Source organism: Streptomyces sp. NRRL WC-3618 (assembly GCF_001280005.1).
Taxonomy (GTDB): domain Bacteria; phylum Actinomycetota; class Actinomycetes; order Streptomycetales; family Streptomycetaceae; genus Streptomyces.
In genome coordinates, this window is the sequence record NZ_LGDW01000118.1 from 110,906 (window position 1) to 128,237 (window position 17,332).

Sequence of the window (17,332 nt, forward strand, 5' to 3'; positions counted from 1 at the left end):
CCTCAGCGGCGGAGCCACCTCACCTCATACGCCCCCATCCCGAACCGCTTCCCATCCACCCGCGCATCGATCGCCCTGTCCAGGACGTTGACAACAAGAACAACCTCGTCGTCGGCGAGCACCCGCACATTGGGCTGGTCGTCCGGCGCCACCGCAACGCTCTCGTACTCCGTGCCCGGCGGAAAGGCCGCACCGAAGCGGGAGACCAGGTCGTACATGGGAAGTGCCGTTCCCCCAGTGCCACTTGAGGTCGGGGTCCACAGGCAGCCCGCGCAGCCGGCGCCCTTCTGGTCCTCGGGGTTCCAGTAGAAGCCGGAGGAGGCGCCGCCCTTGGCCATCGCGATCAGGCCGGCGGCCTGGACGGCCTCGCGGCGGGTCTCGGACCAGCCCGCGCGGTCGTCGTCGGCGTCGGCGGGCTCGACGTAGTACTCGGCCCACCACAGCGGCAGTCCCCGCGTCCGTGCCCGCACCCACTCACCGACGGCGGTGAACTTGTCGGTCGCGGCGAACTCGTCGGGCAGCAACTCGTCGTCCTGGGTGTAGCTGGAGCCGTCCACGACGACGAAATCGGCGCCCGCCTTGTGGGTGTTCCAGTAGTCGAAGGCGTCGAGGACCCGCTGGTCCATGGCCCCCCAGGGCCCCTTGAAGGTGGTGGAGGCGTCCGGATTCCGCCGCGGGTCGAGGCTGTCCATGACGAGGTACGGCCCGCCCACCATGATGCCCTTGTCGACGTTCTTCAGCGCGTTGTGGACCAGGTTGTAGAGCTCGGTGTACCCCTCGTAGTCCCAGCGCGCCTCGGTGTCGTTCCAGAAACCCTTGAACTCGTTCCACACGATGAAGTGGCGTACGTCGGGGTAGCGCCTCGCGACGGTCGCGGCAAGCGCGGCGAAGTCCTTGTAGTGCGCGCGCTCCGGGGCTGTCTCCAGAGCTCTCTGACTCCAATCGGTGCTGCCGGAGCCGGACTTGCCGCCCTTCATCCAGTCCGGGGCACAGCACAGGGTGACCACCGGGGTGGCGCCGGAGGCGCGCATGAAGTCGATACGGCGGTCCAGCTCCGTGAAGTCGTAACGCCCCTTGACCGGCTCGGGGTTGCCGGCGCCCCAACCCATGATGTGCTGGTTCTGCGGCAGCCCGGAGTGCCGCGCGAGCAGCCCGGCGACGCGGCCCGTGGCCGACGCGTCGCCCTCGTCGGCGCTGAACTGGGTGTGGGTGAAGCCCCACCCGACGTCCGGCCGTGACGACGCGGGCGAGGACGCGGCCGGAGTGCCGTGCACCGTGGCGCCGTCGCGGGAGGTGCCCGCGCTGCCGGTGCCGCCGCCGTTCGACGGCAGCGTGTCGAGGAGGGTCAGGACCAGGGCCAGCGCGGCGGCCCCCACACCGAGCAGGGCGATGAGCTGCCACCGCCGAGCCCCCGAATTCCACCCATGACATCCCATCAAGGGCAACAGTAACGGCGGCGTACGGCCGGAGGGCAGGCCTCCGCGGTGCACAGCCCCGTAACAGAACCGGGCGGTGCCGGCGGCCCGGCGGGCACCGGGAAACCGGGTGCGCACGGCGTCCGGGTGCCGGATCATGGCGGCATGTCTGCGAACCCACACGACGCGCTGCCGATCCGGCTCAACGTCGACGACAGCGACTCCCCGTCCGACGTCGTCGACGCGCTGTTCCTCGGTCGCTTCGCGACGGGCGAGCAGCCGTACTCCCACTCCGCGAACATCGACCGCGTACGGTCCGGGGCGACCCTTCTGCCGCCGGGCGCCCGCGTCCTGCGCGCCGCCCGCGACGACGACCGCAGCACCACCCTCGCGGAGGGCGACGGCTGGACCCTGCTGGTGTCCCGCTGGAACCACGGCGCCGACGTCACGGTGACGGCGACCAGCGCCGAGCTGGCCGCGAAGGTCCTCGACCAGTCGACGGACGGTGCGGCGGACGAACCCGAACCCCAGCCGGAGAACGTGACGATGGGCTTCTGGTACGTGTCCCCGCGCCGGGGCCCGCACCGCACGACCCGCCAGATCTCGGCGGGTACGTGGGCCGAGGTCCGCGCCAACTACACCGCGCCGGTGGCGGAGGCGATGGACGGCCTGATGAAGACGACCCCGCAGGACATCGCGGGCCGGCTGCTGCTGCTCCACGGCCCGCCGGGCACCGGCAAGACGTCGGCGCTGCGCACGCTGGCCCGTTCCTGGCGGGACTGGTGCCAGGTGGACTGCGTCCTGGATCCCGAGCGGCTGTTCTCCGACGTCGGCTATCTGATGGACATCGCGATCGGCGAGGAGGACGGCACGGGCAAGAGCCGCTGGCGTCTGCTCCTGCTGGAGGACTGCGACGAACTGATCAGGGGCGAGGCGAAGCACACGGCGGGCCAGGCCCTCTCCCGCCTCCTGAACCTGACGGACGGCCTCCTCGGCCAGGGCCGCAACGTCCTGGTGGGCGTGACGACCAACGAGGACCTGGAACGCCTCCACCCGGCCGTCGTCCGCCCCGGCCGCTGCCTGGCCCGCATCGAGGTGGGCCCCCTGACCCGCCGGGAAGCGACCACCTGGCTGGGCACGGAAGAGGGAATCGCCCGCGAGGGCGCGACCCTGGCCGAGCTGTACGCCCTGCGCCGGGGAACGGCCCCGACCTCGGTGCCGGATCAGCGGGAGAGCGCGGACGCGGGGCTGTACCTGTAGTGGTTTGATGAAGGTATGACCCTGTTCGTGGGCACGTCGGGGTGGCAGTACAAGGACTGGCGGGGCGTCCTCTATCCGGCCGGGCGCCCCACCCGGCTGTGGCTGGAGGAGTACGCGGCGCGTTTCGCGACGGTCGAGATCAACAACGCCTTCTACCGGCTGCCGACCCGGGAGACCTTCGAGACCTGGCGGGAGCGGACCCCACCGGACTTCGTCGTCGCGGTCAAGGCCAGCCGTTTCCTGACGCACATCAAGCGGCTGCGGGACCCCGAGGAACCGGTGCACCGCCTGATGAGCCACGCGGCGGGCCTGGGCGACCGGCTCGGCCCGGTCCTGCTCCAACTGCCACCGACCCTGCGCGCCGACCCCGGCCTGCTGGACGACTGTCTGTCCTGCTTCCCGGACGGCGTCCGGATCGCCGTCGAGCCACGCCACGACTCGTGGTGGACAGACCAGGTGCGCGGGGTGCTGGAAGCCCGTGGCGCCGCACTGTGCTGGGCCGATGTGCGGTCCCGCCCGGCGACCCCGCTGTGGCGCACCACCGACTGGGGTTACGTCCGCTTCCACGTGGGCCGCGCCCGCGCGTGGCCGCACTACGGCCGGCAGTCCCTGCGGACATGGGCCGAGCGGATCGCCGCAGGCCGGCCAGAGGGTCAGGACGTGTACGCGTACTTCAACAACGACCCGACGGGGGCGGCGGTGGAGGACGCGGCGGCGTTCGCGAGGGCGGCACGGGCGGAGGGCCTGAACGTCACCCGGACACCGGAACACCTGAGCACCTGACACTGGTTGGGGTGTTCCCCCGTGTCACCCCTCCCCTGTCACCCCTCCCCGTAGGCCGCCCGCAGGGCATCCCGTACGGCGTCGAGCGCGGCCTCGGACCCCAGCCCCAGCCGCCGAACCCGCTCCGCATACTCCTGCGCGGCAACCGCCGCACCCCGCTCCGCCGCCGAGCCCGCCGCGGCGACCACCGTTCCGTTGCGCCCCCGCGTCTCGATCACCCCGTCCGACTCCAGCGCCCGGTACGCCTTCGCGACGGTGTTCGCGGCAAGACCGAGCGAATCGGCAAGCCCCCGCACGGTGGGCAGCCGGTACCCCACCGGCAGCGTCCCGGCACGGGCCTGCTCGGAGATCTGGGCGCGCACCTGCTCGTAGGGCGGCGCGCTGTCATCGATGCGGATCTTCAGGGTCACCCTGTGATTGTCCCGTACCGGCCGGAAAATAAGAGGCACCCGCCGCCTCTCCCCCCGTAACGTCCGAGGTCATGACAGTGACCGTGCGTGCCCTGCGCACCGAAGACCGGGCGGACATCGAGGCTTTCGCCCGGGTCCGCCGTATCGCCCTCCCCTTTCTCCTGTCCACGCCGGAGGCGATCGCGTACGACGTCGCCAACTTCCACCCCGACGCCCACTACCAGGCACTGGTCGCGGAGGAGGACGGCGAGGTCATCGGCACCGCCCAGACAGCGGTCGTCCACGACAGCGCGGAGCCCGGCCAGGGATACGTCAACGTGTACGTGCACCCGGAGCGCACCCGGCGTGGCGCCGGCGCGCTCCTCGTCCGTACCGCCGAGCGGCATCTCGCAGCCGTCGGGGCGACAAGGTCCTTCGCCTGGGTGCTGGACGCTCCCGACAACCGCGCCTTCGCCGAACGCCGCGGCTACCGCTCCAGCCGCAACGCGCACTTCCTCCGCCTGGACCTGGCGAACGGCAAGCTGCCCCCGCTCCAGGACCCCCCGCCCGGCGTCGAGATCCGCCCGGCCTCGGACTTCGCCGCCGACCCTCGCCCGCTGTTCGACCTGGACGCGGAGGCGTCGTCGGACGAACCGAGCGATGTCGATTACGAGTTCACGGACTACGAGAGCTGGCTCCGCGAGACCTGGCAGCACCCCCTGTTCAGCCCGGAGCTGACCTCAGTCGCGCTCGTAGACGGCCGCCCCGTCGCCTTCAGCGCGGCCCGTACCGACGGCGCCACCCGCTACGGCACCGTGATGACCGGCACCGCCCGCGACTTCCGTGGCCTTGGCCTCGCGAAGCTCGCCAAGAACGACTCCCTGCACCGCGCCCGCGCCGCGGGGTACGCGGAGGCTCTGACGGGCAACGACGCCGGGAACGACCCTATGATCGCGATCAACAAGTGGTTCGGTTACGAGATCTGCGCGACGGAGGTGCGGTATGTCCGCGAACTCGCCTGATGGCACCGCCCCCTCGGCACCCATGGTGAACGTCGTCCTGGTCAAGGGCGGCCGCACGAAGATCAGTTACCCGGCCGAGCTGCTCCACGACAACGGCACGCGTCTCGCCGTACGCGCCGCCTGGGCCGGTGCCGGAGTCCGCGACTTCGGCTTCGTCCGCTTCGAGCCCGGTGACGTGTTCACGGAGTACTACTGGCGGGACCGCTGGTACTCGGTGAAGGAGGTCCGTGACGCGGCGGGCACGCTGAAGGGCTGGTACTGCGACATCGCCCGTCCTGCCAGGCTCGCCGGCACCGATCTGGTCGTCGAGGATCTCGACCTGGACCTGTGGCGCTCCGCCGACGGCACGGACGTACGACGGCTGGACGAGGACGAGTTCGAGGAGAGCGGCCTCGCGCAGTCGGACCCGCCTGCCGCCTCCGCCGCCGTGGCGGCCCTCGACGAGCTGGAGTCGCTGGCGCGCGAGGGCGGCTTCGAGAAGCTGCTCGGCTGAACGCGCGCACGTGACGTCGTCGTCACAGGCTGGCGACTACCGCGTACCGCTCGTCCTCGACCTCGCGCCCCCACAGCCGCGCGTCGCCGGACAGCCGCTCCACGCGGATGTCCGCGGCGAGGGGCGCGAGCAGCGCGGTGAGCGTGTCGGCGGGTATGCCGACCGGGCTGACCGTCCCCCACACCCCCTCGACCAGCACCATCCGTCCGCCGGCCCTGAGCAGCCCCCGCCAGTGGCGCAGCACGCGGGCGGGGTCGGGCAGCGTCCACAGGACATGCCGTACGACCACGACGTCGAAGCGCTCCTCCCCGACCGGCGGCGACCCGGCGTCGCCGACGAGGAACACCGCGTCACGGCCGGCCAGCTTGGCCCTCGCCTGCTCGACCATGGCCGGGGACAGGTCCACACCGGTGACCCGGTGTCCCTGTTCCGCCGCGAGGAGCGACACGCTGCCGGTGCCGCAGCCCAGGTCGAGGACGTCGGCCGGGCGGTCGGGCAGCCAGGTCCGCAGTCGGGCCGCCCACGCCTCGCGCACGACCGTGTCACGCAGGCCGTGGTCGGGCTCGTCGTCGAAGGTGGCCGCCGCCTCGTCCCAGTCAGTGCTAGTCATGCCGCCAAGGGTGACACCCACCACTGACAATCGAATCGTGACGGCCGCCACTGACAGACCGGCGCCGATGAGTCACCCTCCCGGAAATGGTCTATCTCCGTGAAAACGCGGAACCCGGTGGACCGGAGGAGGCAGCCATGCGCCGCGTAACCGTGCAGAAGCCCCTGAAGAAGTCGGATGCCCGCCGAGTGCGGGAAAAAGCCGACGAACGCACCACCGAGCGGTCCGAGGTCCGTAAGGACATCGCACGCACCTGGTGGCCCGACGGCTGAGATCCGTCGGCTGCCTCCCCAGCCGCTTACCTGAGCCGCCCGGGTCAGCCGACCGCCGACTGACAGGTGGTGGCGGTGGCGTGCGCCGGATCCAGGGCGTTCGTCACCTCGTGGAACACGATCCGGTCGAGCAGCCCGACGGCGGCGTGTTCGGAGAGGTCCGGCGGGCAGAGGTCCTGGATCAGGACGTTGTGCACGTCGGAGCCGCTCAGGAACTGGCTGCGGTACGGCGTGACCACCTCGTCGTACCGGGTCGCGAGGACCGTGTAGCGGACTCCCGGGACGGTGTCGCCGCCGGCGTTCAGCTTGGCGAGGAACGCGGAGCCTGACACCTGGTCGGCGAGGGCGGGAGTGGCCATGGAGAGCAGGTCCTCAGCCCCGGGGAAGTACTTCAGCAGGTTGGCGAGCCCGTTCAGCGTGGTGCCGTGATTGCTGGGCGCGATCCCGACGAAGGTGTGCACCTTGGCGGCGCCGCCGAGGAACTTGAGGTAGTAGCGGGGCATCATGCCGCCCTGCGAGTGACCGACGAGGTCGGTCTCGGTGGCGCCGGTCGCGGCGAGCACCTTGTCGACGAAGGCGGCGAGCTGCTCGGCCGACCTGCCGATGGGCCCGAGGCCGTAGAAGAGAGGCACGCCGGGCAGTTGGCCGTAGTCGAGCGAGAAGACGCAGTAGCCACGGTTCGTCAGGTACGGCGCGAGGGTGAGCCAGTTGTCGACCCCGTTGGCGAAGGTGCCGTGGACGAGGACGACGGGGCGGGGATGGGCGGCGGACGGCTTGCAGGAGTAGTCGTTCCATCCCCTGCCGGAAGCAGAGGCGGAGGTGGAGGCGGTTTCGGCCTGCGTCTCGGCTTGCGCGGTGGTGGCGGCGGGCACGACGGTGGCCGCGGCGGCCAGCAGGAGTGCGGCGAGAGGTCTGAATACGCGTTTCCAGGGCAGCATCGAGTGATCTCCTTGCGGCTCAAGGGAGTTGCGACGGCTCTACGCCCTGTGATCCGGATCACGAGGATGCTGTTCACTCGTCAAGTTACGAGCGAGTAGAGCAACCTGGGAAGTTACGCGTCAGTAAAAACTTTCGAGACAGCCGAAGACTGTGATAAAGGCGTGCGCGGGTGGCGGGGTGGCTACGGCTTGCGCGCCGGCACCCGCCACACCAGCGCGGTGCCGCCTCCCTCGGGCTCACCCAGTTCCAGTCGGCCGCCCAGCTGCTCGGCACGCTCCGCCATGTTGGCCAGCCCGCTGCGACGGCCGTCGGCGGGGATGCCCACCCCGTTGTCGGTGACCGAGAGCCGTACCTCGCGCCCGTCCGTGGCCACGAGGACGTCGGCGCGGCCGGCGTGGGCATGCCGGGCGATGTTGGTCAGGGCCTCGGAGAGGACCGCCATCACGTGGTCGGCGATGTCCTTGGGTACGTCGGTGTCCAGCAGGCCCTCCATCCGGACGCTGGGAGCGAAGCCGACGATGGGCGCCGCCTCTCCGACGACCCGTACGACGCGAGCCCGCAGCCCGGCCTCCCCCGCGCCCTCGCGGGTACGCAGACCGAAGATCGTGGACCTGATGATCTTGATGGTCTCGTCGAGGTCGTCGACCGCGCGCGCCACGCGCTCGGCGGCCTCCTCGTGCTCGATGAAACGGCCTGCGCTCTGCAGGGTCATACCGGTGGCGAACAAGCGCTGGATGGCCAGATCGTGCAGGTCACGTGCGATCCGGTCCCGGTCCGTGAGGACGGCGACCGCTTCCGCGTCCTTGCGGCGTTCCGCCAGCTCCATCGCGACGGCGGCCTGTCCGGCGAAGAACTGCAAGGTCTCGGTCTCCGTCGCCGAGAACACCGGCTGGCCGACCTTCCGCGCCAGCAGGACCACACCTCGTGGACCCGCGTCGCCCGTACCGATGGGCACGGCCACGGCGGGGCCGAGCCCACCGAACCTCGGCGGCTCGAGAGAGATGCGCTCGTCCTGGCCGACGTCGGTGCTGGTGACGGGGGCGGCGCCGGAGAAGGCCAGCCCCATCAGGCTCTTGTCCATGGCCAGTACGAGGCCCCGGTGCGACTCGGCGTCCATCCCGACGGCGATCTCCACGGCGAGTGACCCGGTGTCCTCCATCGGCAGCGCGACCGCGGCCAGGGCGGATCCGGTGATCTCGCCGGCCCGCTCGGCGATCAGCGCGAGGACCTCCGTGCGCTCGTCGCCGGACATCAGACTGTGGGTGACCTCCGCGTTCGCCCGCAGCCAGCGTTCCCGTAGCCGGGACTCCTCGTACAGCCGGGCGTTGTCGATGGCGACGCCGGCCGCCACGGCGAGCGTGAGCGTGACCGAGACGTCCTCCTCGTCGAACTGGCCCCCGCCCCGCTTCTCGGTCAGGTACAGGTTGCCGAAGACCTGGTCGCGCACCCGGATCGGGACGCCCAGGAAGGTGTTCATCGGCGGGTGGTGCGCCGGGAAGCCGTACGAGGCGGCATGCTCGGAGATCTTCGCCAGGCGCAGCGGCTCAGGGTGGCGGATCAGCTCCCCCAGGATGCCGTGGCCCTCCGGATACGGGCCGATCCGCGCGATCTGCTCCTCGCTGACCCCCACAGTGTGGAAGGCGGACAGACAGCTGCCGTCCGGTCCGATCACGCCGAGTGCCGCGTACTCCGCGTCGACCAGCACGGCGGCGGCCTCCACGATGCGGCGCAGGGCCTGCTCGAGGTCGAGCTCCCTGCCGACCGACAGCACCGCCTCCAGCAGGCTGTGCACCCGGTCCCGGGTACCGCGGGCCGCGTCCAGCCGCGACTGCAACTCCTCCAGCAGCTCGTCCAGACGCAACTGCGGCAGCCGCACGCGAGCCTCACCGGGGGTTTCCACCCTGTGTCCCTCCAGGTCCCCTCGACGCACGGACGCCCACGGTCCGGTCAAGAGTCACGGTAGTGCTCAGCCGTGGGGTGCGGTAGCGAATCAAGCCGAGCGCCCAGGCCCCGTCTCCGCACCTCGGGTGACGTTCAGGAAGGAAGGTGTACGCCGTACAGGGTGCGTCCGCCGACGAGTTCGCGTCCGGTGACCAGCTCCGGGGTGATGCGCAGGAAGACCTCCCGCGGTGCCGGCGCCCATGAACGCGGCCCGGTCCGCAGCAGCCGTTCGTGCTCGGCGGGGTCCGTCACGACGTCGGCCGACCCCAGGACCACGACGCTCCAGCCGGAGTGTGCGGTGGCGTCGACCGCGTCCGCCTCGAAGGCCACCACGGCTCCGGTGATCGCGCTGACCAGCCCCGACGAGGCGGAGGTGCGCACCAGCACCGCGCCGTCGCGGTCGAGGCAGAAGGTGACCGGCAGGACGGCGGGCAGTGCCTGCCGCGTGTACACGATGCGCCCCACAGGCACCGTGGCCAGCAGGTCCAGGCACTCCTGCCGGTCGAGTTCGCGGAATCCGTCGTTGGCGTCCATCTGCCTTCTCGTCTCTCACCTGACATCGCGGTTCTGGCACTGTCCCTCGTCGAATGGCGCCCGTCCTTTCGAGTCCCGATCGAGTACCGAGAGCGCCCCGTTCATCCAGCGTGTCTGTTTGACGCCTGCTCCGCTTGGGCCGACCGGCCCCACCGCCCGCCGGACGGCCTTGCCGTCGGTGCGTGATGCGGAGAGGGGCTGACAGACCCGATCGAACAGGGACCGAACGGCTCTTTCCCGCGGCCGGGCGGCACGCTTTTCTCTCCTCATGGCCGCTAATCACACGACGTTCTCGCCGCCGTACCGCACTCGTCACACGACCGGTGGCACAACCGTCGTGGCCCTGCTGGGCGAGATAGACATCCTGACGGTGCCCGCGCTCTCCGCGCACCTGGACACCCTGACCGCCGGCCCGTCCCCCGACCTGGTGGTCGACCTGCGCGACGTCGTCTTCATCGACTGCGCCGGGCTGAGCGTCCTGTGCCGGGCGCGGAATCGCGTGCGGGCTCGGCACGGCCGGCTGCGGCTAATCACGGACAGCGCGCGGTTCCTGCGGCTCCTGTGCCGAACGGGCCTGATCGGTGCCTTCGACATCCATCCCCGGTGGCCCGAAGACGTGGCCGACATACCGGCCGTGTAGCTGTGCAGACCTCTCCAGGGGGGCCGGCCCCCTCCCCTCCCCCGAGTGAGCGGCGGGGTCAGGCGTTCCAGGTCCAGTCGGCGACCTCGGGCAGGTCGGTGCCGTGTTCGCGGATCCAGGCGTGGTGGCGGGTGCGGGCGTCGGACATCCGTTGGCGTACGTCGGCGGCGCGCACGGCGAGGCCGGGGACGCGGTCGATGACGTCCATGACCAGCCGGTAGCGGTCGAGGTCGTTGCGGACGACCATGTCGAAGGGCGTGGTCGTGGTGCCCGACTCCTTGTAGCCGCGTACGTGCAGGTTCTGGTGGCCGGTACGGCGGTAGGCGAGCCGATGGATCAGCCAGGGGTAGCCGTGGTAGGCGAAGAGCACCGGCTTGTCGGTGGTGAACAGACCGTCGTACTCGAAGTCGCTCATCCCGTGCGGGTGTTCCTCCCTTGGCAGCAGTCGGGCCAGGTCGACCACGTTGACCACGCGGACGGCGAGGTCCGGGAGGTGCCGGCGCAGCAACTGGGCGGCGGCCAGCACCTCCAGGGTGGGCACGTCTCCGGCGCAGGCCAGCACCACGTCGGGCTCGCCGCCGTTCTCGGTGCCGGCCCACTCCCAGATCCCGGCGCCGCGCGCGCAGTGGGCGCGGGCCTGGTCCAGGGACAGCCAGTCGAAGCAGGGCTGCTTGCCCGCCACGATGACGTTCACGTAGTCACGGCTGCGCAGGGCGTGGTCCGCCACCGACAGCAGGGTGTTGGCGTCCGGGGGCAGATACACCCGTACGACCTCGGGGCTCTTGTTGAGGACGTGGTCGACGAAGCCGGGGTCCTGATGGGAGAAGCCGTTGTGGTCCTGGCGCCACACGTGCGAGGTCAGCAGGTAGTTGAGGGAGGCGATGGGTGCCCGCCACGCCAACTCCCGTGATGTGCGCAGCCATTTGATGTGCTGGTTGACCATCGAGTCGACGATGTGGACGAAGGCCTCGTAGCAGGAGAACAGTCCGTGTCGGCCGGTGAGGAGATAGCCCTCCAGCCAGCCCTGGCAGGTGTGTTCGGAGAGGATCTCCATCACCCGGCCGTGGTGTTCGAGGTGCTCGTCGACCGGCAGATGCTGGGCCTGCCAGGCCTTTCCGCTGACGTCGAAGACGGCCTGGAGCCGGTTCGACGCGGTCTCGTCCGGGCCGACGAGACGGAAGTCCCGGCGCCCGTCGGTGTCCTTCATCACCCGGGCCAGGAGGTCACCGAGGACACGGGTGGGCTCGTGCAGTGTGGTGCCCGGCTTGTCGACGGGCACGGCGAACTCGTCGAGCGAGGGGATGGGCAGGTCGCGTACGAGCAGGCCGCCGTTGGCGTACGGGGTGGTGCCGAGCCGCTGGGCGCCGTCGGGTACGCAGGCGAGGACGTCGGCGACGGGACGGCCGTCGGGGCCGAAGAGTTCCTGGGGCTTGTACGAGCGCAGCCAGGTCTCCAACTGCCGTAGGTGGTCCGGGTTTTCGCGCACCCCGGCCAGCGGTACCTGGTGGGCGCGCCAGGTGCCCTCGACAGGCACGCCGTCCACCTCGGCGGGGCCGGTCCAGCCCTTCGGTGTGCGCAGCACGATCATCGGCCAGTGCACGCGCTCGGTGACACCGTCCTCGCGGGCGGCCCGCTGCAGCACGGCGATGCGGTCGAGCGCGTCGTCCATCGCCGCCGCCATGGCTCGGTGCACCAACGCAGGGTCGTCGCCCGTGACATGGATCGGGTCGTGGCCGTATCCCCGCAGCAGCTCGTCGAGTTCGGCCTCCGGAATGCGGGAGAGCACGGTCGGGTTGGCGATCTTGTAGCCGTTGAGGTGCAGGATCGGCAGGACCGCGCCGTCGTGTACGGGATCGAGGAACTTGTTGGAGTGCCAGGAGGCGGCCAACGGCCCCGTCTCCGCCTCGCCGTCACCGATCACGCAGGCGACCAGCAGATCCGGGTTGTCGAAGGCGGCGCCGTACGCGTGGGACAGCGAGTAGCCGAGCTCACCGCCCTCGTGGATCGAGCCGGGCGTCTCCGGGGCGACATGGCTGGGCACCCCGCCGGGGAACGAGAACTGCCGGAACAGCCGCGCCATCCCCGCCGCGTCACGCGACACGTCCGGGTAGGTCTCGCTGTAGCTGCCCTCCAGCCAGGAGTTCGCGACCACCGCGGGGCCGCCGTGCCCCGGCCCCCACACGCACAGCGCGTCGATGCCCCGCGCCCTGATCACCCGGTTGAGGTGGGTGTACACGAGGTTGAGGCCGGGCGAGGTACCCCAGTGGCCGAGCAGTCGCGGTTTGATGTGCTCCGCCGTCAGCGGCTCGGTCAGCAGCGGATTGGACATCAGGTAGATCTGTCCGGCGGTCAGGTAGTTGGCGGCCCGCCAGTGGGCGTCCAGGGTGCGCAGCTCTTCGTCGGAAAGTACGGTGGCGTCCTGGTGTTCGACCTGGGACATGGGAAGACTCCGGAAGTCGTCGGCGTAGGGGTTCATCGGGCGGTGGAGGCGGCATGGCCGGCAAGAAGGCGGCGGCTCTGCCGCGCAAGGAGTACGAGAAGGAACTGCTGCGCCTCCAGACCGAGTTGGTGAAGCTGCAGGAGTGGGTGCGGGCGACGGGCACCCGGCTGGTGGTGGTCTTCGAGGGGCGGGACGCGGCGGGCAAGGGCGGGACGATCAAGCGGGTCGCCGAGCACCTCAACCCGCGCGTGGCCCGGATCGCGGCGCTCCCCAAGCCGACCGAGCGCGAGCGCACCCAGTGGTACTTCCAGCGGTACGTCGAGCATCTGCCGGCGGCCGGGGAGATCGTGCTGTTCGACCGGTCCTGGTACAACCGGGCCGGGGTCGAGCGCGTGATGGGCTTCTGTACGAAGGAGGAGCACCAGCTGTTCCTGCGGCAGTGCCCGATCTTCGAACGCATGCTGGTCGAGGCCGGGGTCCTGCTGCGCAAGTACTGGTTCTCGGTGAGCGACACCGAGCAGCAGGAGCGGTTCCGCAAGCGCCTGGAGGACCCGCTGCGGCGCTGGAAGCTCTCGCCGATGGACCTGGAGTCGATCACCCACTGGGAGGCGTACTCCCGGGCCAAGGACGAGATGCTGGTGCACACCGACATCTCCGAGTCGCCCTGGTACGTGGTGGAGAGCGACGACAAACGCCGGGCGCGGCTGAACATGATCGCGCACCTGCTGTCCTCCGTGCCGTACCACGAGGTACCGCCCCCGGTGCTGGAGCTGCCGGAACGGCCGCCGTCGACCGGTTACCAGCGCTCGCCACGGGATCTGCAGACCTACGTCCCCGACCACGCGGCGAACCTCTGAGCAACCGGTCACCTCTCACACCAGCTCGGGTACGACCGCGACGGGACAGGTGGAGTGGTGCAGCACCGCGTGGGCGACGCGGCCGAGCTGGAGTCCGAGGTGTCCGGGGTTGCGCCGGGCCCCGACCACCAGCAGGTCGGCCTCGCGGGAGGCGTCCGGCAGGACCCGGCGGGCGGGGCCCTCGATCGTGCGCCGTCGCAGGTCGACGTCGTCGGGCGCGTCTTTCAGAGCCTGCTCCAGAATCTCGGCGGCGTGCCGCTCGTGCAGCCGGGCGGGTTCACCGGCGAGCAGGGGGTGGTCGGTGCTCTCGTACGCGGGGCACCGCCAGGCCCGTACGGCGTCCAGGGTCGCGTCGCGCAGCTTTGCCTCCTGTACGGCGAAGCGCAGGGCGGCGGAGTCGGTCGCCTTCTCGCCGATGCCCACGACGACGCGGCCGTGTTTCCCGGCGCGGACCTGGTTGTCATGGCTTACCTGGCTGTCGTGGCTTACCTGGCTGTCATGGCTGCCGCGCAGCACGATCACCGGGCAGGACGCGCGGGCGGCGACGGCCAGGCTGACCGACCCGAGCACCGTCTCCGCCAAGCCGCTGCGGCCTCGGCTGCCGAGCACCAGCGCGGCGGCCTCGTGTCCCTCGCGGACCAGCGCGTACTCGGGTTCCTCCGGCAGCACGGCGGTGGTGATCCGAAGGGCTGTCCGGCGCAGGTGGGCGCGGCGCGCGGCGGTCCGCACGATGTCCTCGGCCATGACCTGCTCGGACGGCTTGCCGAGGCCCTGGGCGAGGGCGGCGCCCTCGTACCGCTCCCAGAGGGAGGCGTACACCAGTCGCAGGGGCGCCCCGCGCAGGGCGGCCTCGTCGGCCGCCCAGTCGACCGCCCGCAGGCTGGGTTCGGAGCCGTCGACACCGACGACGATCGGGAGGTCCATCGCGCTCACCGTCCCCAGCCGAGGTCGAAGACGATCCGGGCCTTGACCTCGCCGCGCAGCACCTCGTCGATGCAGTCGTTGACGGAGGCGAGCGGGCGGGCCTCGTAGACGACCTCGGTGCGGCCGGCCGCGTGCAGTTGGAACACCTCGGCGAGGTCCTGCCGGGTCCCGACGATCGAGCCGATCACCGAGATGCCGTTCAGGACCGTGTCGAAGATGGGCACCCGGATCGTGCCGTGGGCCGGCAGGGCCACCATGACCAGCTTGCCGCCACGCCGCAACCCGGAGCTCACAGCCTCGAAGGCCTCGTCGTTCACCGCGAGCGCGATGGCGGCGTGGGCTCCGCCGTGCCGCTTGAGCACCTCGCCGACGTTCTCCTTGCGGGCGTCGATGACGATGTCCGCGCCGAGTTCGGCGGCCAGCCGGAGCTTCTCGTCGGTCACGTCGATCGCGGCGACCGTGGCGCCGGCGATCTTCGCGTACTGCACGGCCAGATGCCCGAGCCCGCCGACACCGGAGATCGCCACGAGCTGCGCGGGCCTGACGCCGGCGACCTTGAGCGCCTTGTACGTGGTGACGCCGGCGCAGGTCAGCGGGGCGGCCTCCAGGGCGCTGATCCCGTCGGGCACCGGCTGGGCGAAGTCGGCCCACGCGAGCATCTTCTCGGCGTACCCTCCGTCGCAGCCGTACCCGGTGTTGATCTGCTGCTCGCACAGCGTCTCCCAGCCGGACAGGCAGTGCTCGCACCGCCCGCACGCCTTGCCCAGCCAGGGCACGGCGACCCGCTGCCCGACGGCCAGATGGGTGACGCCCTCCCCCAGCGCCTCCACCAGGCCCACGCCCTCGTGCCCGGGGACGAACGGCGGGTTGGGCCTGACCGGCCAGTCGCCGTGGGCGGCGTGGATGTCGGTGTGGCACAGCCCGGAGGCCTCCACCCGCACGCGAACCTGACCGGGGCCGGGCTCGGGGTCGGGCCGCTCCTCGATGACCAGGGGTTCACCGAACGCTCGTACGACCGCTGCCTTCATGGGTCTCTTCTCCTCGGGAGGGACGGGTCAGCCGTGGGGGACGACGGCGACGGGGGCGGTGGAGTGGTGCAGGACGGCGTGCGTGACATGGCCGATGTGGGCGCCGAACGGGTTGCGGCGGATACGCCGGCCCACGACGACCAGGGAGGCCTCGCGAGACGCGTCCACCAGGTGGACGGCCGGGCTGCCGTAGCGGGTCGTCTCGACGACCTCCACGTCCGGGAACTTCTTGCGCCAGGGGCGCAGCACCTCGGCCACGGCCTCGGACGCGCTCAGGGAGAGCGCCTCGTGCAGCGCCGGGTTGACGGGAGTTCCGTACGCGTAATACGGCGGCGGGTTCCAGGCGTGGACGACCCGCAGGGAGGTGGCGCGGCGCTCGGCGGCGTCGAAGGCGAACTCGATCAGCGTCTCGTCCGGGTGCTCGACGTCGAGTCCGAGGACCACGGGCCTGAACGGGGTCGCGGCGGACGGAATACCCGCCGGGTCCATCTCGTGCTCGTCGGCGGCCGCTTCCAGCGCGCGGACCAGTACGACGGGGCGATCCGCGTGCGCGATGGCGGACAGGCCGACCGAGCCGACCATGAACCCGCCGAGCCCGCCGAGGCCGCGTGAACCGAGGACGAGCAGTTCGGCGCTCTTCGCCGCCTTGGCCAGGGTGTCGCCGGGGTGACCGGAGACCTGCTCCGTGGATACCTCGACGCCCGGGTGGCGCAGCCGGATGCCCTCGGCGGCTTCCCGGGGGATCCTCTCGGTCCAGTACTGCTGGGTCTCCGCGCCGAGGAGCGGCGCCTGGGCCATGGGATCCGGCACCGGCTCCCACACCTGCACGATCTTCAGGGGCAGGCCGCGCAGCTTCGCCTCGCGGGCCGCCCATTCGGCGGCGGCCCTGCTCTCCTGCGAGCCGTCGAGACCTACGGTGATGGTACGGAGCATGATCTCCACTTCCTGGGGTGAGGGTTCCGGTTCAATCGTCGTCTTCGGGCGGTTCCGCGTGCAGGGGCCACTGGTCCCGATCCGGGGCCGGTCGACCCCCCGCACGGCTCGGGGCGGTGGGCCGGATGACAGGCCCACCGCGCCGTCGATACTCAGCGCAGCCAGCTGTGGCCACGGACGACGGGCAGCCGGGCCCAGAGCCGTCCCGCGCCCAGGGTGTCGCCGGCGGCGACAGCGGCCAGGACGATCAGGGCGGCGGCGTAGATCAGGTGGGAGTCGACGAACGGGTTCGTCGACATGCTCACCGAGCCGTCCGAGAGGTGCCTGGCGGGCGGCCACTCGGCGAGCCACATCAGCGCCATCATCACGGTGCCCGCGACGGCGGCGGCCCGCAGAGCGACACCGGCGACCAGGGCCAGGCCGATGCCGAGCAGACCGAGCATGAACAGCCAGTCCGCCCACGGGTCGCCCGCCCAGGAGTGGAACGTGGACTTCATCGGCCCGACAGCCACCGAGCCGAGGAAGCCCTTCGTCGGCGAACCGCCGTCGACCCAGCCCTTGCCGGACGGGGTGGCGTAGCCGAAGCCGAAGGTCTTGTCGAGGAACGCCCACAGGAAGACGAACCCGGTGAGCAGGCGCAGCGAGGCGAAGGCGTAACCCCGTGCGGTGTGCGTGCCGGTGCCTGCCGACACATCCGACGCGGAGGCGGAGGCGGTCCGGTCGCTGCGGAACGAGGGCAGACGGAAGCCGGAACTCCGGTGCGGGTGCTCGTGCACGGCCATGGTCGTGGTTCCCTTCGGTGGGGGGGCGGTGCCTGACACCACTCACTGTGGCCGCGCGCACCCGGTCGGC

General features: G+C 71.1%; 18 protein-coding genes. 7 read left to right on the forward strand and 11 right to left on the reverse strand.

Annotation, left to right across the window (positions count from 1 at the left end):
- Positions 1-2: 2 nt before the first annotated feature.
- Positions 3-1,436 (reverse strand): GH39 family glycosyl hydrolase, encoded by a 1,434-nt coding sequence (locus ADL01_RS14345; RefSeq protein ID WP_053742362.1) that lies wholly within the window; start codon positions 1,434-1,436, stop codon positions 3-5.
- 144 nt (positions 1,437-1,580) lie between these two features.
- Between ADL01_RS14345 and ADL01_RS14350 the strand changes: the two genes are divergently transcribed.
- Both ADL01_RS14350 and ADL01_RS14355 read left to right on the forward strand, forming a co-directional pair.
- Complete coding sequence (locus tag ADL01_RS14350; protein WP_053742363.1) at positions 1,581-2,675, forward strand: DUF5925 domain-containing protein; 1,095 nt, start codon at positions 1,581-1,583, stop codon at positions 2,673-2,675.
- Positions 2,676-2,690: 15 nt separating this feature from the next.
- Positions 2,691-3,458, forward strand: a complete 768-nt coding sequence (locus tag ADL01_RS14355; RefSeq protein WP_053742364.1) for a DUF72 domain-containing protein — start codon at positions 2,691-2,693, stop codon at positions 3,456-3,458.
- 38 nt (positions 3,459-3,496) lie between these two features.
- On the opposite strand, the gene ADL01_RS14360 is transcribed toward ADL01_RS14355, so the two are convergent.
- Positions 3,497-3,868 carry a GntR family transcriptional regulator gene (locus tag ADL01_RS14360; protein ID WP_053742365.1) on the reverse strand — a complete coding sequence of 124 codons (372 nt, stop codon included), beginning with the start codon at positions 3,866-3,868 and terminating at the stop codon, positions 3,497-3,499.
- 71 nt (positions 3,869-3,939) lie between these two features.
- Between ADL01_RS14360 and ADL01_RS14365 the strand changes: the two genes are divergently transcribed.
- Positions 3,940-4,869 (forward strand): GNAT family N-acetyltransferase, encoded by a 930-nt coding sequence (locus ADL01_RS14365; protein WP_053742366.1) that lies wholly within the window; start codon positions 3,940-3,942, stop codon positions 4,867-4,869.
- Positions 4,850-5,362 (forward strand): DUF402 domain-containing protein, encoded by a 513-nt coding sequence (locus ADL01_RS14370; protein ID WP_053742367.1) that lies wholly within the window; start codon positions 4,850-4,852, stop codon positions 5,360-5,362. The genes ADL01_RS14365 and ADL01_RS14370 overlap by 20 nt, the downstream gene beginning before the upstream one ends.
- 22 nt (positions 5,363-5,384) lie before the next feature.
- Here ADL01_RS14370 and ADL01_RS14375 read toward each other — a convergent pair whose 3' ends face one another.
- The gene (locus ADL01_RS14375) at positions 5,385-5,972 is read right to left on the reverse strand and encodes a class I SAM-dependent methyltransferase (protein ID WP_053742431.1); all 588 of its coding nucleotides are present in this window, start codon (positions 5,970-5,972) and stop codon (positions 5,385-5,387) included.
- 137 nt (positions 5,973-6,109) lie between these two features.
- Between ADL01_RS14375 and ADL01_RS47240 the strand changes: the two genes are divergently transcribed.
- Complete coding sequence (locus ADL01_RS47240; protein ID WP_107090894.1) at positions 6,110-6,244, forward strand: hypothetical protein; 135 nt, start codon at positions 6,110-6,112, stop codon at positions 6,242-6,244.
- A 44-nt stretch (positions 6,245-6,288) separates the two neighbouring features.
- On the opposite strand, the gene ADL01_RS14385 is transcribed toward ADL01_RS47240, so the two are convergent.
- The 3 genes from ADL01_RS14385 to ADL01_RS14395 all read right to left on the reverse strand — a co-directional run bounded on the left by ADL01_RS14385 (position 6,289) and on the right by ADL01_RS14395 (position 9,658).
- Positions 6,289-7,182, reverse strand: a complete 894-nt coding sequence (locus ADL01_RS14385) for an esterase/lipase family protein (RefSeq protein ID WP_053742369.1) — start codon at positions 7,180-7,182, stop codon at positions 6,289-6,291.
- Positions 7,183-7,364: 182 nt separating this feature from the next.
- Complete coding sequence (locus ADL01_RS14390) at positions 7,365-9,083, reverse strand: GAF domain-containing sensor histidine kinase (RefSeq protein WP_053742370.1); 1,719 nt, start codon at positions 9,081-9,083, stop codon at positions 7,365-7,367.
- A 134-nt stretch (positions 9,084-9,217) separates the two neighbouring features.
- Positions 9,218-9,658 carry a pyridoxamine 5'-phosphate oxidase family protein gene (locus ADL01_RS14395; RefSeq protein WP_053742371.1) on the reverse strand — a complete coding sequence of 147 codons (441 nt, stop codon included), beginning with the start codon at positions 9,656-9,658 and terminating at the stop codon, positions 9,218-9,220.
- A gap of 268 nt (positions 9,659-9,926) precedes the next feature.
- On the opposite strand from ADL01_RS14395, the gene ADL01_RS14400 reads away from it, so the two are divergent.
- On the forward strand, positions 9,927-10,298 hold the full coding sequence (locus ADL01_RS14400) for an STAS domain-containing protein (protein WP_053742372.1): 372 nt from the start codon (positions 9,927-9,929) through the stop codon (positions 10,296-10,298).
- A gap of 58 nt (positions 10,299-10,356) precedes the next feature.
- On the opposite strand, the gene ADL01_RS14405 is transcribed toward ADL01_RS14400, so the two are convergent.
- Positions 10,357-12,738 (reverse strand): phosphoketolase, encoded by a 2,382-nt coding sequence (locus ADL01_RS14405; protein WP_053742373.1) that lies wholly within the window; start codon positions 12,736-12,738, stop codon positions 10,357-10,359.
- A gap of 53 nt (positions 12,739-12,791) precedes the next feature.
- Between ADL01_RS14405 and ppk2 the strand changes: the two genes are divergently transcribed.
- A complete protein-coding gene (gene ppk2, locus ADL01_RS14410; RefSeq protein ID WP_053742374.1) occupies positions 12,792-13,595 on the forward strand; it encodes a polyphosphate kinase 2 in 804 nt (267 codons plus the stop codon).
- Positions 13,596-13,610: 15 nt separating this feature from the next.
- On the opposite strand, the gene ADL01_RS14415 is transcribed toward ppk2, so the two are convergent.
- The 4 genes from ADL01_RS14415 to ADL01_RS14430 all read right to left on the reverse strand — a co-directional run bounded on the left by ADL01_RS14415 (position 13,611) and on the right by ADL01_RS14430 (position 17,262).
- A complete protein-coding gene (locus ADL01_RS14415; RefSeq protein WP_053742375.1) occupies positions 13,611-14,519 on the reverse strand; it encodes a universal stress protein in 909 nt (302 codons plus the stop codon).
- A gap of 5 nt (positions 14,520-14,524) precedes the next feature.
- Entirely contained in the window at positions 14,525-15,547 is a 1,023-nt protein-coding gene (gene adhP, locus ADL01_RS14420; RefSeq protein WP_053742376.1) for an alcohol dehydrogenase AdhP, read from the reverse strand.
- A 27-nt stretch (positions 15,548-15,574) separates the two neighbouring features.
- A complete protein-coding gene (locus tag ADL01_RS14425) occupies positions 15,575-16,480 on the reverse strand; it encodes a universal stress protein (protein WP_053742432.1) in 906 nt (301 codons plus the stop codon).
- A gap of 152 nt (positions 16,481-16,632) precedes the next feature.
- Positions 16,633-17,262, reverse strand: coding sequence for a DoxX family membrane protein (locus ADL01_RS14430; RefSeq protein ID WP_053742377.1), 630 nt, complete (start codon positions 17,260-17,262; stop codon positions 16,633-16,635).
- Positions 17,263-17,332 lie beyond the last annotated feature (70 nt).

Coding starts and splice junctions, on each gene's coding strand:
- ADL01_RS14375 (WP_053742431.1), bottom strand. CDS start 5,972: ATGACTAGCACTGACTGGGACGAGGCGGCGGCCACCTTCGACGACGAG.
- ADL01_RS14345 (WP_053742362.1), bottom strand. CDS start 1,436: ATGGGATGTCATGGGTGGAATTCGGGGGCTCGGCGGTGGCAGCTCATC.
- ppk2 (WP_053742374.1), top strand. CDS start 12,792: ATGGCCGGCAAGAAGGCGGCGGCTCTGCCGCGCAAGGAGTACGAGAAG.
- ADL01_RS14400 (WP_053742372.1), top strand. CDS start 9,927: ATGGCCGCTAATCACACGACGTTCTCGCCGCCGTACCGCACTCGTCAC.
- ADL01_RS14355 (WP_053742364.1), top strand. CDS start 2,691: ATGACCCTGTTCGTGGGCACGTCGGGGTGGCAGTACAAGGACTGGCGG.
- ADL01_RS14350 (WP_053742363.1), top strand. CDS start 1,581: ATGTCTGCGAACCCACACGACGCGCTGCCGATCCGGCTCAACGTCGAC.
- ADL01_RS14365 (WP_053742366.1), top strand. CDS start 3,940: ATGACAGTGACCGTGCGTGCCCTGCGCACCGAAGACCGGGCGGACATC.
- ADL01_RS47240 (WP_107090894.1), top strand. CDS start 6,110: ATGCGCCGCGTAACCGTGCAGAAGCCCCTGAAGAAGTCGGATGCCCGC.
- ADL01_RS14415 (WP_053742375.1), bottom strand. CDS start 14,519: ATGGACCTCCCGATCGTCGTCGGTGTCGACGGCTCCGAACCCAGCCTG.
- ADL01_RS14370 (WP_053742367.1), top strand. CDS start 4,850: ATGTCCGCGAACTCGCCTGATGGCACCGCCCCCTCGGCACCCATGGTG.
- ADL01_RS14395 (WP_053742371.1), bottom strand. CDS start 9,658: ATGGACGCCAACGACGGATTCCGCGAACTCGACCGGCAGGAGTGCCTG.
- ADL01_RS14405 (WP_053742373.1), bottom strand. CDS start 12,738: ATGTCCCAGGTCGAACACCAGGACGCCACCGTACTTTCCGACGAAGAG.
- ADL01_RS14425 (WP_053742432.1), bottom strand. CDS start 16,480: ATGCTCCGTACCATCACCGTAGGTCTCGACGGCTCGCAGGAGAGCAGG.
- adhP (WP_053742376.1), bottom strand. CDS start 15,547: ATGAAGGCAGCGGTCGTACGAGCGTTCGGTGAACCCCTGGTCATCGAG.
- ADL01_RS14430 (WP_053742377.1), bottom strand. CDS start 17,262: ATGGCCGTGCACGAGCACCCGCACCGGAGTTCCGGCTTCCGTCTGCCC.
- ADL01_RS14385 (WP_053742369.1), bottom strand. CDS start 7,182: ATGCTGCCCTGGAAACGCGTATTCAGACCTCTCGCCGCACTCCTGCTG.